The 16,005-nt window shown below is 39.9% G+C and carries 20 protein-coding genes; 19 read left to right on the top strand and 1 reads right to left on the bottom strand.

Annotation, left to right across the window (positions count from 1 at the left end; translation table 11 throughout):
* Nucleotides 1–148 precede the first annotated feature (148 nt).
* Entirely contained in the window at nucleotides 149–313 is a 165-nt protein-coding gene (locus ABES52_RS05970; protein WP_429649939.1) for a hypothetical protein, read from the top strand.
* 58 nt (nucleotides 314–371) lie between these two features.
* On the opposite strand, the gene ABES52_RS05965 is transcribed toward ABES52_RS05970, so the two are convergent.
* Nucleotides 372–548 (bottom strand): hypothetical protein, encoded by a 177-nt coding sequence (locus tag ABES52_RS05965; RefSeq protein ID WP_429649937.1) that lies wholly within the window; start codon nucleotides 546–548, stop codon nucleotides 372–374.
* Between the two features lie 138 nt (nucleotides 549–686).
* On the opposite strand from ABES52_RS05965, the gene ABES52_RS05960 reads away from it, so the two are divergent.
* The 18 genes from ABES52_RS05960 to ABES52_RS05875 all read left to right on the top strand — a co-directional run bounded on the left by ABES52_RS05960 (nucleotide 687) and on the right by ABES52_RS05875 (nucleotide 16,003).
* A complete protein-coding gene (locus ABES52_RS05960; RefSeq protein ID WP_429649935.1) occupies nucleotides 687–1,091 on the top strand; it encodes a YjcQ family protein in 405 nt (134 codons plus the stop codon).
* 37 nt (nucleotides 1,092–1,128) lie between these two features.
* Nucleotides 1,129–1,401 carry a hypothetical protein gene (locus ABES52_RS05955; RefSeq protein WP_429649933.1) on the top strand — a complete coding sequence of 91 codons (273 nt, stop codon included), beginning with the start codon at nucleotides 1,129–1,131 and terminating at the stop codon, nucleotides 1,399–1,401.
* Nucleotides 1,402–1,406: 5 nt separating this feature from the next.
* Nucleotides 1,407–1,739, top strand: coding sequence for an HNH endonuclease (locus ABES52_RS05950; protein WP_429649931.1), 333 nt, complete (start codon nucleotides 1,407–1,409; stop codon nucleotides 1,737–1,739).
* Nucleotides 1,740–1,854: 115 nt separating this feature from the next.
* The gene (locus tag ABES52_RS05945; RefSeq protein ID WP_429649929.1) at nucleotides 1,855–2,175 is read left to right on the top strand and encodes a P27 family phage terminase small subunit; all 321 of its coding nucleotides are present in this window, start codon (nucleotides 1,855–1,857) and stop codon (nucleotides 2,173–2,175) included.
* On the top strand, nucleotides 2,172–3,857 hold the full coding sequence (locus tag ABES52_RS05940) for a terminase TerL endonuclease subunit (RefSeq protein WP_429649927.1): 1,686 nt from the start codon (nucleotides 2,172–2,174) through the stop codon (nucleotides 3,855–3,857). The genes ABES52_RS05945 and ABES52_RS05940 overlap by 4 nt, the downstream gene beginning before the upstream one ends.
* 17 nt (nucleotides 3,858–3,874) lie before the next feature.
* A complete protein-coding gene (locus ABES52_RS05935; RefSeq protein WP_429649925.1) occupies nucleotides 3,875–5,014 on the top strand; it encodes a phage portal protein in 1,140 nt (379 codons plus the stop codon).
* Complete coding sequence (locus ABES52_RS05930) at nucleotides 5,011–5,778, top strand: head maturation protease, ClpP-related (protein WP_429649923.1); 768 nt, start codon at nucleotides 5,011–5,013, stop codon at nucleotides 5,776–5,778. The genes ABES52_RS05935 and ABES52_RS05930 overlap by 4 nt, the downstream gene beginning before the upstream one ends.
* Nucleotides 5,779–5,799: 21 nt before the next feature.
* The gene (locus ABES52_RS05925) at nucleotides 5,800–6,960 is read left to right on the top strand and encodes a phage major capsid protein (protein WP_429649921.1); all 1,161 of its coding nucleotides are present in this window, start codon (nucleotides 5,800–5,802) and stop codon (nucleotides 6,958–6,960) included.
* Nucleotides 6,961–7,001: 41 nt separating this feature from the next.
* Complete coding sequence (locus ABES52_RS05920; protein WP_429649919.1) at nucleotides 7,002–7,193, top strand: termination factor Rho; 192 nt, start codon at nucleotides 7,002–7,004, stop codon at nucleotides 7,191–7,193.
* Between the two features lie 5 nt (nucleotides 7,194–7,198).
* The gene (locus ABES52_RS05915) at nucleotides 7,199–7,501 is read left to right on the top strand and encodes a BTB/POZ domain-containing protein (RefSeq protein WP_429649917.1); all 303 of its coding nucleotides are present in this window, start codon (nucleotides 7,199–7,201) and stop codon (nucleotides 7,499–7,501) included.
* A complete protein-coding gene (locus ABES52_RS05910) occupies nucleotides 7,488–7,835 on the top strand; it encodes a phage head closure protein (protein WP_429649915.1) in 348 nt (115 codons plus the stop codon). The genes ABES52_RS05915 and ABES52_RS05910 overlap by 14 nt, the downstream gene beginning before the upstream one ends.
* Nucleotides 7,836–8,216 (top strand): HK97 gp10 family phage protein, encoded by a 381-nt coding sequence (locus ABES52_RS05905; protein WP_429649913.1) that lies wholly within the window; start codon nucleotides 7,836–7,838, stop codon nucleotides 8,214–8,216.
* A gap of 1 nt (nucleotide 8,217) precedes the next feature.
* Entirely contained in the window at nucleotides 8,218–8,538 is a 321-nt protein-coding gene (locus ABES52_RS05900; RefSeq protein WP_429649912.1) for a hypothetical protein, read from the top strand.
* 6 nt (nucleotides 8,539–8,544) lie between these two features.
* Nucleotides 8,545–9,126 (top strand): major tail protein, encoded by a 582-nt coding sequence (locus ABES52_RS05895; protein WP_429649910.1) that lies wholly within the window; start codon nucleotides 8,545–8,547, stop codon nucleotides 9,124–9,126.
* 3 nt (nucleotides 9,127–9,129) lie between these two features.
* A complete protein-coding gene (locus tag ABES52_RS05890) occupies nucleotides 9,130–9,468 on the top strand; it encodes a hypothetical protein (RefSeq protein ID WP_429649909.1) in 339 nt (112 codons plus the stop codon).
* A 46-nt stretch (nucleotides 9,469–9,514) separates the two neighbouring features.
* Complete coding sequence (locus ABES52_RS05885) at nucleotides 9,515–9,673, top strand: hypothetical protein (RefSeq protein ID WP_429649907.1); 159 nt, start codon at nucleotides 9,515–9,517, stop codon at nucleotides 9,671–9,673.
* Nucleotides 9,674–9,685: 12 nt separating this feature from the next.
* Nucleotides 9,686–12,742: a replication protein gene (locus tag ABES52_RS05880; protein WP_429649905.1), complete on the top strand. Its 3,057-nt coding sequence runs from the start codon at nucleotides 9,686–9,688 to the stop codon at nucleotides 12,740–12,742.
* A 15-nt stretch (nucleotides 12,743–12,757) separates the two neighbouring features.
* On the top strand, nucleotides 12,758–16,003 hold the full coding sequence (locus ABES52_RS05875; RefSeq protein ID WP_429649903.1) for a DNRLRE domain-containing protein: 3,246 nt from the start codon (nucleotides 12,758–12,760) through the stop codon (nucleotides 16,001–16,003).
* The last annotated feature ends 2 nt before the right edge of the window (nucleotides 16,004–16,005 follow it).

Below are 16,005 nucleotides of genomic sequence, written 5' to 3'. Positions count from 1 at the left end.
GAAAGATGACAGATTATTTTGTTTTGGACGTGCTATGATTGTATCGTGGGATATGAAGAAGGGCGAAACTTCCCAACAGAATGCTTTTTTTACCTAGCGTCACCCTATGGGGTGGCGTTTTTATTTTACTCTGTTTGGAGTGTTGAAGATGAAGCTAATTGACCATTTGCCAGATAAAGATGTTAAGAAGCTAAAGAACATGGCCAAAGAGAAAAAGGCTAAAAGGAAGAAAGAAAAAGTTAACTGGTATGAAATCATGGGTATTAGCCGACCAACGTACAAAAGAGTGCGTGGGGCGATTAGGAGGAAGTGATGAACAAAAAAGAAAGCCTTTAAAAGATAATAAAGGCATATTTATATATTATAAAGCTTTACTTTTTATGTTTTGTTTTATCAACTTGAACCCAAACGTTTCCGGGTTTTGATGTAGGTGGTAAAGGTTTTCCTTCAATTCCCGTAATCTCAGTATTGCTTACTTTTCCACCTCTAGGTCCTCTTTCTTGAAATTGACCGGAATGTTCGGGCCTTTGCCCAGGTTTATATTGCATTTACATTCACCACCTTTCTTTATAAAAAATTCTTTTAAATGGAAGGAAAAACCTTCTATTTGTCAAAATTTGACGAATAAATGATGTAGGAAAATATCCCCTTTTGCCGAATGGAGTAGGCGGAAGGAGGGATAAAATATGATAGTTGATACTAAGCGAGAAATTCTTATTGCTTTATTTATTGAGTATCAAAAAGATATACCTAACTTTAATGAAGTAAAAAGAAAGTTCATAGAAAAAGGTATGGATCAAGATGTATTTAATATTGCTATCTTGAAATTAGAAAATGAAGGATTCATACATAATGTAACCTATATTAAAGGTGGCCGTAAGCCGTATGGTATTCTTGGTGTAAGACTAGATAATGCTTTACTAACCGGACACACCGTAAGATATTTAGAAGATAAATTGGAGTTAGAATTAGAAAATGTTTCGAGTGGAGAAGAAAAAGCCAAAAACATTCTTAAACGTTTTACAGATGCAGGATTTGAAAGGTTAGAAAATATTATAGCTAAAACAATTGCAGAGTTAATTAAGAATTAAGCATCCTTCAGGGTGCTTTTTTATTTGGAGGGATAGCATGGTTTATGAAATGCCTAACGCTAGGATTAATTTTAATAATGAATGTCACAGTTTGAAACCTGTACCGCAAACACCAAGACCACCTAAGCGACAAGCGTACAATTTTAAACCAGTGTGTGAACATAAGTATCAAATACTGGATTCAAATGTGGAGAACATCTATAGCGAGGGCAAGGTAGTATATTCATTTGTTCAAGCCACATTCTATTGTGAAAAGTGTTTGGATATTAAACAAATCAATACAACAAAAAGTATTGAAGATGAAGAGTGATCGCAATGAACCACTACAAAACAAGACAACAAAAGCGTAAGTTCTACGATAGCGACGAATGGAAACTGCTTCGAGAAGAAGTAAAAAAACGGGACAACTACGAATGCCAGGAATGTAAACGGAATGGTTACGTCACCATCGATACAAATGAGTATAGCGAGAAAGCGAAAAGAAAGAAGATTCAGTTGGTTGTTCATCATATCAAAGAACTTAAGGATCATCCAGAATTAGCTTTAGACATGGATAACCTTGAAACATTATGTGTTAATTGTCATAACCGAATTCATGGTAGAGTCTTTGAACCGGCAAAGCCTAAATGGGATGACGAAAAATGGTGAAAAATAGGACCCCCCGGGTCAAAAGTTTTTGAAAAAAATTTTTTACTGGGCACCGGCGGTGGGCAGTGTACTGTCGAGAATTTTTGAAAAAATACTCACGTAAGGGGGTGGGGCTATGTCGGTAAGTATTACCAAACTAAAGGAACAGTTGATGGAACGGATAGACACAAATGATTTGGTACAGGTAGAAAAAGTGGAACGGTATATCGACCTGGTAAAGTCATTTCGAAAAATCAGCAAAACGATCAGCAAAGAGGGAGAGTCAGTCACAACCATAAACGGTTCACAGAAATTTACAAAGGCTCACCCTCTTATTAGTGAGAGAAATAAAATAAACGCCCAAATAATAGCTCTTGGAAAAGATTTAGGATTAGATAACAAACCAAAGAGCACTACCGACAATCAAGGTGGTTACAGCGCTAGTGATTTAGTATGATTGGCCAAAAATATGTAGACGAGTACATCCGTCTCTATGAGACAGGGAAAATCAAATTTAACAAAGAGCGAATTCTGTTAATTGAATATCTCAAGAAATATGTTTTAAGCCGAGATGATTTGTATTTTGATGACGAAATGATAGAGAACTGCATTAAGTTCGGTGAAAAATGGTATTTCCCATTGCAACCGTTCCAAAAGTTCTTAATCGCTTTCGTCTTTTTATTTAATAAAAAAAATAATCGCGTATTTTATCGAAAACATCTTTGGATGTTAGGGCGTGGAGGCGGTAAAAACGGTTTAATTTCCGTTATTACTCATTTTCTTATTAGTGAGTTGCACGGAATTGAAGAGTATAACATTTCTGTTGTTGCAAACAGTGAAGAACAGGCAAAAACGTCTCCAGATGAAGTTCACAAAACGATAAAACGTCACGAAATACTCCAGAAGGCTTTTAAAACGACACTAACTCAAACCGTATCAATAAAGACTGGAAGCGTATTGAAGTTCCGTACCTCAAATGGTGAAACTAAAGACGGTTTGCGCGATGGTGCTGTTGTATTTGATGAGATTCATCAGTATGAAAGCAATAAAGATGTTCGTGTTCATATTTCTGGTTTAGGAAAAAAGCCAAATCCTCGAGAATTTTATATTGGAACTGACGGTTATGTCCGTGATGGATTCCTGGACAAGTTAAAAGAAAAAGCAATGAAGGTACTGACCGGGGAAGCTCGTCCAAATGCTTTGTTTCCTTTCATTTGTAAGCTGGATGATGAAAGTGAAGTCGAAGATCCATCAAACTGGGAAAAAGCAAACCCGATGTTAAGTGAGCCAAGAGGCGAATACGCTCAAGGTTTGTTTGAAACTATCAAGGAAGAATTCGAGGATTTAGAGGACGATCCAAGTAACCGTGAAGAATTTATGACCAAACGTATGAATTTGCCGGTTACGGATTTGGAACGCTCTGTAGCTAAATGGGAGGAAATAGAAGCTACGAATCAACCAATGCCGAACTTGTTAGGTCGAGAGTGTATTGGTTGTTTAGACTTTGCGAGCATTCGAGATTTCGCGGCATGTGGCCTGGTATTTAAACATGAAGGCAAATATCCATTCATTACCTACTCTTTCGCAAGAAAAGAATTTGTTGATAAATATTACAGTTATTCTAAAAAACATGATGCTGAAATGGCTGGAAAACGCAAATTTGCTCCAATTAGGGAATGGGAAAAACAAGGACTTCTTACGGTTGTAGATGAACCAACAATAAATCCTCAACATATCGTGAATTGGTTTGTTGAAATGCGAAAATATTACAATATCAAGAAAATAGTTGGAGACAATTTCCGAATGGAAATATTGAGAACGTTACTTGAAGAAGTAGGATTCGAAGTTGAGGTTATTCGCAATCCTAGAGCTATTCACAGCTTGTTAGCGCCTCGAGTGGAAACAGGTTTTGCTAATCGGTTATTTATATTTGGCGATAATCCTCTTATGCGCTGGTACACCAACAATGTGCTTGTGGTGATTAAGAAGGATGGAAACAAAGAGTACCAAAAGAAAGAGCCCATCCGTCGAAAGACAGACGGTTTCCAAGCATTTGTTTATGGGTTATACCGGATTGATGAAATAAATGATACAAACATTGAAGAATCGCTGGATATTTTAGACGCATTAAACTTCTAAGGAGGTGAGAATGGATAATGGGTTGGCTTAGTGACATTTTGAGAAGAAATAGTGAACTGGAATGGATGTTTGACCTTGATCTAACTTATGAAACGTCTCACCGAGCTTACTTAAAGAAAATGGCCTTAGAAACGTGTATCAACTTCATTGGCCGAACGATTAGCCAATCGGATTTCCGTTTTATGAAAAATGGAAAACGGGAATACAACGATTGGCATTATTTGTTGAACATTAGACCGAACACGGACCAAAGTGCTGCTGATTTTTGGCAAGACTTTATTTACAATTTGATTTATGAAAACGAAGTGCTTGTCATTCTTACGGATACAAATGATTTATTGATAGCTGACGATTTCACAAGAGATGAATTTGCGGTTTATCCCGATATTTTTCGTGATGTGACCGTTAAAGATTATAAGTTTCAACGATCGTTTCGAATGGATGAGGTTATTTATATCACTTACAACAATGAGAAATTAACAGAGTTTATGGATGGAATGTTCAATGATTTTGCGGACCTATTTAGTCGAATGATTGAAGTAAGTTTGAGAAAAAATCAAATCAGAGGAATCGTTAGCATCGATTCGACCCAATCACTAAACGAAGAAAATCGAGCAAAATTGCAAAAGTTTATTGATAAGTTGTTCGCAGCATTCAGTAAAAATTCCGTCGCCATTGTTCCGAAACTCAAAGGCTTTGAGTATGATGAGGTCGCTAGTGGTGATAACAACGGCCAGTCGATCGACGAGCTTACAAAATTGAAAAAATCTCTGATTGATGATGTGGCCAATATACTGGGTATTCCGAATGCGTTAATCCATGGAGAAATGGCTGAATACGAAACGTCAATTAAAGCATACATCAAGTTTTGCATCGGCCCATTGGTCAAAAAGATTGAAGATGAATTGAATGCAAAGATTTTAACGAAAAACGAATATTTAGAAGGTTCCAGGATTGAAGTGAAAGGCTTAATGGAAAAAGACGTCATTGAACACGCAGAAGCAGTAGATAAGCTTGTTGCCAGCGGAGCCTTTACGCGAAATGAGGTGAGAGAATTGTTTGGCGCAGAACGCTCTGATAATCCAGCATTGGATGAGTTTGTGATTACGAAAAACTATCAATCTGCAGATTCTGTTGAAGGAGGTGATAATGGATGAAAAAAGCGGACTTTTTCAAAACGTTTAAGAATCAAAAATATGTCGAACAATTAAAGAAAATCCCGCATAAATTCAATTTTGTTCACAACAAAGAAAATAATACGACTGAAATCACCATTTATGGAGTGATTGGTGATTCGTGGTGGGGAGAATCAGTCTCTGCAAGTGATGTTGACAATGCATTAAAAGAGGCAGGAAATAATGACATTATTATCAATTTGAATAGTCCTGGAGGAGATGCTTTTGATGGCATCAGCATTTATAACCGTTTAAAAAGGCATACCGGAAAAGTGACAATTTATGTGGATGGATGGGCGTGCTCAGCTGCGTCAATCATTGCTATGTCAGCAGATGAATTAATCATGGGCAAAGGCTCGATGATGATGATTCATGAAGCTTCAACGATTGTCTGGGGAAAGAAAGGTGATCTATTAAAAGAAGTTGAACTTCTGACTAAGCTAGATAATTCTATTGTTGATATCTACATGACAAAAGCCAAAACAACAAGAGAAGACATAACACAAAAAGTCGAAGAAGAGACTTGGTTTACGGCAAGCGAAGCTGTAGAAATTGGTTTTGCTAATAAAATATCAGAATCTGAACCAACAACACCAGCTACAGCAAGCGCAATTAAATTAGATGATGATCAGCTGCAACAAATTATCAACGCTGTAACTAACAACTTAAAACAAAATAACAATCTATCAAATGAACCTACGCCGCCTGCTAAAGTGCAGACGAAACGAAAAGGGTTCATTTTTTAATTTAAAAGGAGGTTTTACAATATGACTATGAAATTAAAAGGAAATATGGAAACTTACAATGAGAAAAAACAAGTGTACATTGATTTGGTTAAGAATGGTGCGACAGAAGAAGAACAAGCAACAGCTTGGGCTGACATGCAAGAGGCTCTTGTGAATGATTTAAAAGAAGTGATTACAGCTCAAGTACGTCAAGAAAACCTAGATCAACAAATTCTTGCTGCTCGTGGTAAATCGAACATTTTAACTTCTGAAGAACGTAAATTTTTCAACTCTTTAAGCACTGAAGTAGGATACAAAGAAGAGATTCTTTTGCCTGAATCCACAATTGACCGTATTTTTGAAGATTTAACAAACGAACATCCGTTATTGCAAGAACTCGGATTAAAAACTACAGGTTTAATCACACGCATCATTAAGTCGGAGACAAGTGGTGCAGCTGTATGGGGTAAAATTTTCGGTGAAATTAAAGGACAATTAGATGCAGCTTTTAGCGAAGAAAGTGTAACACAATCTAAACTAACAGCATTTGTTGTAATTCCTAAAGATCTCGACGAGCATGGACCTGAATGGATAGAACGATTTGTTCGTGCTCAAATTGTTGAGACGTTCGCAGTGGGATTAGAGCGAGGGTTTTTACTTGGAGCAGGACCAGTAAAAGATGAGCCAATTGGCTTAATTAAGGATTTGAACAAACCAATTGATCCAACTAATGGATATGCAGATAAAGATTCTAGCGGCACATTAACATTTGCTGATTCGCAGACAACAGTAAAAGAATTGGCTGCTGTAATGAAACGCTTATCAGTTAAAGAAAATGGTAAATCGGTTAAAGTTGATGGCAAGGTAGTATTAGTTGTTAATCCATCTGACGCTTGGAATATCAAAGCATTATATACATTCTTAAACGCAAACGGTGCGTATGTAACAGTGTTGCCATATAATTTGCGCGTGGTAGAGTCTGAATTCATGACACAAGGGAAATTATTAGCCTTTGTAAAAGATCGCTATGATGCTTACATTGGCGGCGGTGTCAAAATTAAACGTTTTGACCAAACTCTTGCCATTGAAGATTGCGATTTGTTTACAGCAAAACAATTCGCATTTGGTAAAGCTCACGATAACAATGCAGCCAAACTATTTGATTTAAATATTGATGATATTTTAGAGCCTGAAACTCCTTAATTTTTAAGGAGTTTCTTCTTTTTTTACGGAGGTGATTGACAATGGCATTTAAAGTGATTCGGCGTTTTAAAGAGCTGAAACATGACGGCCATATTTATAACGTTGGAGACATTTACCCAAAAGAAGGCTACAAAGCGACTAAAGCAAGATTGGAAGAACTTTCGACCACGAAAAATAAATACGGTCAAATTTATATTGAGGAAGTTGAAGAAGCTCCTGATGATAAGGAGTGATGTAAATGATTACTCCTGAAATTTTGAAAGAATTTAAGGAACGAATGAAATTAGGCGATGAGGAAGATGAGAACCTAATTCGAATCCTTTCTGCATCAAATAAAAGTTTAATTCGTATATGTGGCGATTACGACATTAACCAAGATGAAGAATTCAAGGAGCTCGTTTTTGAGCGCGCTCGGTATGTTTACAATGACGCGTTGGAATATTTCCAGACTAATTTTTTAACGCAAATCAATGATCTCCGAATCGCTAAAGCTCTGGAAGAAATACAGTTAGAAGAAGGCGAAACAAATGCAACCCTTTAAATACAATCCGAATTATAATACCGGTCAGTTTAGACACCGCATTATGCTGTTGAAGAGAGTTGTCACAGAGGATGAAATCGGCCAACCAGTTGAGGATTGGCAGCCAGCACGCACGTGCTGGGCAATGATTAAAACGGTTAAAGGTTCTGAATATGTAGCAGCTGGCGCAGAACGAGCAACTATTACTTATCGATTTATAATTCGCTATACAAAAGGAATTACTTCAGATATGAGGATTTCATATCAGGAACGTATTTTTGATATTATTGAGCCTCCGATCAATGATGATGAATTGAACAAAACGCTCACAATTTTAGCGAAGGAGCGTGTTTAAATGGCTAATATCCCGATCGACCGTCTAGCTGATGAGTTGGTATCGGCTATCAAGGAATATACCGATGACGTGGCGGTAAGTGTTAGAAAAACAGTAGACAAGACTGCACGGAAAGTATTACAAGAAACCAAAGTGCTCGCTCCGAAACGGACAGGCGAATACGCGCAAGGGTTCGGCATTACAAAAGAGGACGGATACGGCACAACCAAGCGCATTGTTTGGAACAAGAAACACTACCGCCGTGTCCATCTTCTTGAGTTCGGCCACGCGAAGGTTAATGGTGGCCGCGTACCTGCTTATCCACATTTACGGCCTGCATACGAAAAAAATGGGGCAAATTTGCCGGATGAATTGAAAAAGATCATCCAAAACGGTGGTTAAAATGACGCAGGCTGAACTTTATCAAGCATTGAAATCTATCGGCTATCCTGTTGCCTACGGCTCGTTTTCCAGCCCAGTCACACCACCGTTTATTGTATATCAATTCGCCTATTCCAACGACATGATGGCGGACAACATCAACTACGTACCTATCGAAAACTTTCAAGTTGAACTATACACGGACAAAAAAGATCTCGCTGCCGAGAAAAAAGTACAGGACAAGCTCAAAGAACTAGGATTGCCGTATCGCAAATTCGAGACATATCTCGATGAAGAAAAAGTGTATCAAATACTCTATGAAATTCAAATCATAGGAGGTTAGAAATTTATGAGCCAAAACAAAGTAACGTTTGGTCTTGAAAAAGTTCATATTGCCTATCTAAACACAACATCACCAACACCAACTTGGGACACACCAATCCTTATTCCAGGCGCGGTTAAATTCTCTCCGGAACCGCAGGGTGAGGAAAGCACGTTCTATGCGGACAACGGTCCATATTTTACTTATACTTCAAACAATGGTTATACCGCAGGACTTGAAATGGCCAATATTCCAGACAGCGTGATCGCGGAATTACTCGGTTGGGAAATTGATTCGAATGGGATGCTAGTGGAAACAACTGATGGCGAACCAAAAGAATTCGCACTACTTGGACAAATACTGGGTGACAAGAAAAACCGCCGATTTGTCTATTATCGTTGCAAAGCTAGTCGCCCGTCTAAAGAACATGCTACCCGCGCTGAATCGGTCGAGCCAGCGACAGAAACATTGAATATTCGCATTTTACCAATCGAATTAAACGGCAGAAACATCGTTCGCGGCGTTATGGAGCTGAATGATACGAATACAACTGCATACAACTCATTCTTTGAATCTATTTATCTACCGACATTCGGGGGAGGAGCGTAATGAATGAGAATAATAAAAATTGGTGAAAAGGAAATCGGGCTAAAGGCGACGCCTTTGGCCCTTGTTTATTATAAGCAAGCTTTTAAAAGCGACCTTGTGAGTGATTTGCTGAAAATGGACGGGATCGAAAAAGACCCTTCTAAAATGGATGGGGTTCTTTTTCTACAAATGGCTTGGGCCATGGCAAAAGCATGCGAAGGTGTAGGGAAAAAGTTCCCAGACTTAGCCACATGGGTAGCTGAATTAGACGAATTAGACCTTGAAGAATTGACGGCCTGTGTCATGGAGGAAGCGCAGAAAGGCTTTTTTCGTGGAAGAAGCCGAACCAAACCAAAACGTTGATATAGAGCGTGATAAGCCGGAGCGCCCAGACTTGGAATTGCTTGTTATGGGGAAACGCGCCGGCCTTTCTTTTGACGAAATGAACGAATTGACAGTCAACGACTTACTTAAGTACGTGAACATCTACGTCGACATGGTCACTAACAAGCCGAAAACGCGCAGCAGAATGGCCACACAAGCAGATATAGACGCCTTTTTCGGATAGGGAGGTGAGAACATGGCGGAGTCTGTTCGTGGAATCAACGTGGTCATAGGAGCGGACACCACGAAACTTGGTAAGGCTCTTTCAAACGTTGAGGAAAAAAGTAAGAACATTCAAAACGAATTAAAGCAAGTCGATAAACTTTTAAAGTTTAATCCAGGCAATACCGAAGCGCTTGCTCAAAAACAAAAATTGTTAGCTGATCAAATTCAAGCGACAGCAGAGAAGTTAAACACTCTTAGAAATGTTGAAAAGCAAGTGCAAGAACAGTTTCAACGTGGTGATATTGGTGAAGCGCAATATAGGGCTTTCCGACGTGAAATTGAGTTCACGGAAATATCACTGAACAGTTTGAAGAATAGATTGGCTCAAACGGAACAAGAACAGCAAAGAATTGCTACAGCTACAAAACAGTTAGAAACTTTTTTTCAGGCAACAGGTAAAAGTGTTGATGATTTTGCAGGAACATTAGGCGGGAGATTAACAAACGCGATAAAAAACGGGTCTGCATCTTCTCAACAGCTGAATGCGGCTCTTGAAAAAATCGGTAGAACAGCACTTGGAACAAATATTGATATAGACAAAATGAAGAAAGCTCTATCATCTGTCGATGATGGCAATTCGCTTAAAAACGTCAAAAAAGAGCTTGAACAGTTGGCGAAAGAAGCAAAAGCAGCCGAAAAATCAGTAAATGAGCTTGGCGTTGAACTTGAAAATGTAGCTGGGGCTTTGGTTGCTGGTGGTGGGATTGCTGGAGCGATTGAAAAATCACTCGATGTATCTACTCTAAAAACAAAGATTGATGTAACATTTGAGGTTCCAGAATCGTCAAAGGAAGCAGTAAAAGAAGCCATTCGGACAATTGAATCGTATGGGGTTGACGCGGAAGCTGCGTTGGAAGGTGTCCGCAGACAATGGGCACTGAACAAAAATGCCAGCGACGAAGCAAATGCAGCAATTGTGAAAGGTGCGGCTGCGATTGCTTCTTCCTATAGCGGAATTGATTTTACGGAACTCATTCAAGAAGTAAATGAAATATCAAGAGAGCTAAATATAACGAATGAAGAAGCGCTTGGGTTAACCAATGCGCTTTTAAAAATCGGTTTTCCTCCTGAACAGTTAGACATTATTGCAGAATATGGTCAACAATTGCAACGCGCTGGATATACAGCACAAGAAATACAAGCTCTTTTTGCAGCTGGTATTGAAACAGGAACATGGAACATTGACAACCTCTTAGATGGGTTGAAAGAAGGGCGTATTCGGGTTGCGGAATTTGGCCAAGAAGTGCCGAAAGCCGTGAAAGAATTACTTGCTGGCACAGGCATTTCTGCGAAGCAAATGCAGGAATGGGGAAAAGCTGTTGCGGCTGGTGGAGAACAAGGGTCTAAAGCAATGCAAGAAATCGCCGCAGCCCTCAATAATGTTGACGATGAAACGAAAAAGAACCTATTAGGCGTCCAAATTTTCGGCACAATGTATGAAGACCAAGGTCAAAACATTATCGACACGCTTCTGAACGCGAAAACAGCAACCGTTGATTTTCGCGCGAATCAAGATCAACTGAATGATTCAGTCTCAAAAATGGATGCTTCCCCAGCCGTTCAATTGCAACAAGCTTTTGCCGACTTGAAAACTGCATCAGAACCTCTTTTAGGTGTAATCGCATCTGTAGTTTCTTCCATAGCAGAATGGATTTCGAAAAATCCAACTTTAGCTGCGACTATTGCAGCAATTGCTTCAACGATAGGTATTTTAGTAGGTGCAGCCATGGCTTTAGCGCCGATTTTTACATCTATAGCAATGGTAGCAGGAACGCTTGGTGTGAGTATTGGAGCGATAGCAGCGCCAATCGGGATTGCGGTTGCAGCAATCGCTGGATTGGTCGCGATTGGTGTCGTTTTATATAAAAACTGGGACACCATTAAGGCAAAAGCTATCGAAATATGGGGCGCTATCAAAGAATGGTTCAGCACAACGCTTGAAAGTATCAAGCGATTTTTCTCTAACACATGGACAAGTATAAAAGACTTTACTTCTGCTACATGGGAGAGTATCAAACAAACGGCAACGGACATATGGAACGCAATCAAAGATGCCGTTATCGGAATCATTACACCGTTTGTGGAAACAGCGAAGAGTTTATTTGATGGAATGAAAAGCGGGCTACAAACTATTTTCGAGGGACTCAAACAGTATTTTAGTGGCGTATGGGAGTTCATCAAAAACATCTTCCTTGGGGCTGTTCTTCTCATTGTGGATCTTGTCACTGGTGACTTTGAAGGACTGAAAAACGACGCAAAAGCTATCTTTGAAAATATGAAAAATGCGCTCTGGAACATATGGGAAGGCATCAAGAAGGTATTTTCTGGTGCAGTCGAGGCGGCTAAAGGATATGTCAGTGCTGCGTGGAAGAATATCAAATCGACGACATCGACAGTATTTATCGCCATCAACAGTGTGATATCTTCCGTTTGGAACGGAATCAAATCCTTCTTCTCTACAACCGTTGAAAATATCAAAACAACAATCAGCAACGGTTTTGAAAACATGAAAAATGCTGTGTTTGAAAAAATGACGGCAGCCAAACAGACCATAACCGATATTTGGAACGAAGCAAAAGCGTTTTTAGAAGGTATTGATTTGTACGAGATTGGAAAAAACATCATCGAAGGTCTGATTAGTGGAATATCTTCAATGGCTGAAGCACTTTGGGAAAAGGTTAAGTCTATTGCCGATTTAATCAAGAACACAATCAGTGATGCACTCGATATTAATTCTCCATCTCGTGTCATGCGCGATCAAATCGGAAAATGGATTCCACTAGGGCTTGCAGAAGGGATTGAACGAAACATCAACGCGGTTGTATCGGCAACCAATCGAATGGCACAGGCGACGGTTCCAAGTGTTCCAGGCATGACCGTGGCTGGCGGCGGAACGGTGCAAACTACAAATATCTCTCGCTATGGAAATGTCCATGTCAATGTCACAATCCCAGTAAGCGACCTTGAACAAATTCGAACAGTGAATGACTTCTTTAACCGTATCGGAATGAAAGTAAGACAAACGTAAGGAGGGAGGTGCTTTATGCCAACTCAAGCTTTTAAAGTCGGAGAAATGCTTAATAAGCGTACACGTAACAGTAAAACGTGGATTAACTTTGACGGTTCCTATACAACAGAAATCTATGCTGGCGACGTTCATTATCAAGATGAGGATGGAAACTGGCACAACATTAACACGGATTTGTATGACGAAGCAGATTTAGACCAAGTAGATTTCCCTGTTGCGAAAGAAGGCGCTGAAGAATTTCGAATCATGAAGACAGCGTCTTTGAACATGAAAAAGAAAAACATCCTTGACCGTGACATGATGGACTATCAAGGATTAAAAGTTCCTTTTGACTGTCGAATCCCGAAAAACTTCAAACGGGGCTATACAGTCGGAAAGGGAGAAAACAAACTACGGTTCATTCCTGTTGCAGCCAGCCCAGCCAAAGGGTATTTGGAGGAAGGCAAAAAGAACTGTATACACTACCAAGACGCCTGGAACGATACGGATGTTTGTCTTGAAGTCATGCCAAACGGTGTGAAAGAGACAATCATCCTGAAAAGTGACCGTGCGCCTTTTTCTTTTTCATTTGAGGTGGATGGGCCGTTAGAAGATGATTTAACCGCAGGGAATTTGAAGCTCCAACCTGCATGGTTGCAGGATGCGAATGGAGAGCGTAGAGACGTTTCACAAACTATTCGGCGAGATGGAGATAAAACCTATATTGATTTAGTTGCAGATGTTACGGGGTTAACATATCCAATTGAGATTGACCCGACGGTTGTAATGCAACCGGAGGGAGCAGCGGGAAAAGATACTATGATCGTACAAAGTAATTCTACAAGCAACTATGGAACAAGCCCGTATCTTCAAGCTGGATATGAGGGGGGAGAGTTTTGGAGTTTACTTGAATTTGATTTGTCATCAATTCCCGGCAAGGTTACTTCATCAACATTAAGTCTTTATTGTTGGGGGGGAAATGGCAGTTCTCCACTTCTTCACGCCGTTGCTTTAACATCGTCATGGGATGAAAATACTGTTACATGGAGTGAAAAGCCATCTTTTACAACGTCATATGCGTCAACATCTTACACAGCCGACCCGGGTAAATGGTTGATTATGGATGTTACATCTATTGTTGATGCATGGGTAAGTGGATTATTGACGAATTACGGATTGGCTGTTAAACAATCCGATTCTAATACGCAGACGAAAAGGTCATCCTTTTACTCGTCAGACTACACAGATTCATCCCTAAGACCAAAGCTGGCAGTAACCTATAATGAACCGCCTACTGCCCCAACCGTCACAAGTCCAAACGGCGGGGAAACGTGGAATGCACAACATACGATTACATGGAATGCAGCAACAGATGCCGCAAACATAATGGACAATACAAGTGATGCTACTTCAGCAATCAGTATAAATGACAGATGGGCACAAACTTTCACAATTTACGGAGAGTCCGTTTTAAAAACGGCGAAATTTTACGCACAGAGAAATAGCGGGCAACCACAATTCGATCTTTATGTTGATTTATATACAGCGAAAGAAGATGGATCGCCCAATGTTTTTATACAGAATTTAGCATCAAAAACGGTGATTGAATTTGGTAAAACGTTGCATGAATTCACAAACTTAGATGTTACTTTACAACCCGGTACTTACTGTGTTGTTTTCCGTAAAGTGGGCGGGGGAACGGCATCTACATGGATTGAGGATACGTCTATTAACAAACCGTCATGGAAAAGTTGGAGCAGCAGTGACGGGGTGACATGGTATTTATCTAATTATGATTTAGGTGTATATATTGAAACAACATCGAATCTACAATATCAAATTCAACTATCAACAGATAACGGACAAAATTGGTATGACATTGTATCTTTGACAAGTGCGGGTGCTACAAGTTACACATACGACTTTATTAACGAGCCGGAAACATCAACGGCAAAAATCCGCATCCGTGCCTATGACGGTGCATCATACGGCCCGTGGGATGAATCAGACGGTGTTTTCACGATACAACACAACCAAGCGCCGACTGTGCCAACGAATCTTTCGCCAAGTGGAGGAACACCAAAAGACCGTGCTTCTGTTATTCGATTGTCATGGGAACATAACGATTCTGACGGTGACCCGCAAGCACAATTCGATTTGGAATGGCGATTGCAAGGAAATTCAACCTGGAATACTGTTACAGAAGTGACTACAAATCAATACTGGGATGCACCAGGAGGAACTTTTCCACGAGGAACAATTGAATGGCGAGTAAGGACATATGATCAGGAGGGATTATCAAGTCCGTATTCCGATATACAAACCTTTTTTGCAGGAGATAAGCCGGCAAATCCAACGATTACTGACCCTACTAACGGTGCAACAGTTCCTGTCGCAAATCCAACGGTTCAATGGAGTTCTGTTGGTCAAACTGCCTATCATGTGAAATTGCTAGATATCAATAATAATTTGTTATGGGAAGTGCAAGCAAACAGCACAAACAAAGCGCAGACGATACAATACAGTCTAGCAAACAATACAGATTACAAAATTCAAGTGGCGATTAAAAATGCGGACAATTTATGGTCGGATTTCATAACGTCGAACATCCATGTTTCTTATACACCGCCAGCGGTGCCAGTTGTGACAACAGCCAAAGGAGAAGGGATTATCACGATTATGATTGATAACCCAACGCCGACCGTAACGCAACCAAATGTGTCTTACAACGATGTATATCGCCGGAAGCATGGTGAATCAACTTGGACACGAATCGCAACGAATATACCGGCTGATGCTTCTTTTGTTGACTATACGCCAGCGAGTGGGCAAGTATACGAGTATTTTGTCCGTGCATGGGGCGACAATGGCACATATTCTAATAGTTCGATAGTTAGTGAATCCATTACATTAACGGGTGTATGGCTTCACGAAGCGGACAACCCGTTGAATACGTTGCATCAATTCAAGCTTGTGAGCGACCGCAGCGAAAACTGGCAACCTACTGCAGCAATGATGCAATTTGCAGGGCGGCGCTTGCCGGTTGCGGAGTATGATGATAATGAAAAACGTTCGGTTATCGTCAAATTGACGTTGTTGAAAGACAATGGCGACAAAGAGGCACTCGAAAGAATGATCTATTCAAAAAACACTCTTTGCTATCGCGATGCTAGAGGTAGAAAAATGTTTTGTCATGTGTTCCAGTTGCCAGTCGATGACGAGCTATATGGAAATACCGTCAGCCTAACATTCGAGGAAGTATCATATACGGAGGAAGTGTAGTC

The organism is Aeribacillus pallidus (assembly GCF_050478865.1).
Lineage (GTDB): Bacteria > Bacillota > Bacilli > Bacillales > JACDOC01 > JACDOC01.
This window is presented reverse-complemented; position numbering and strand designations above follow the sequence as displayed.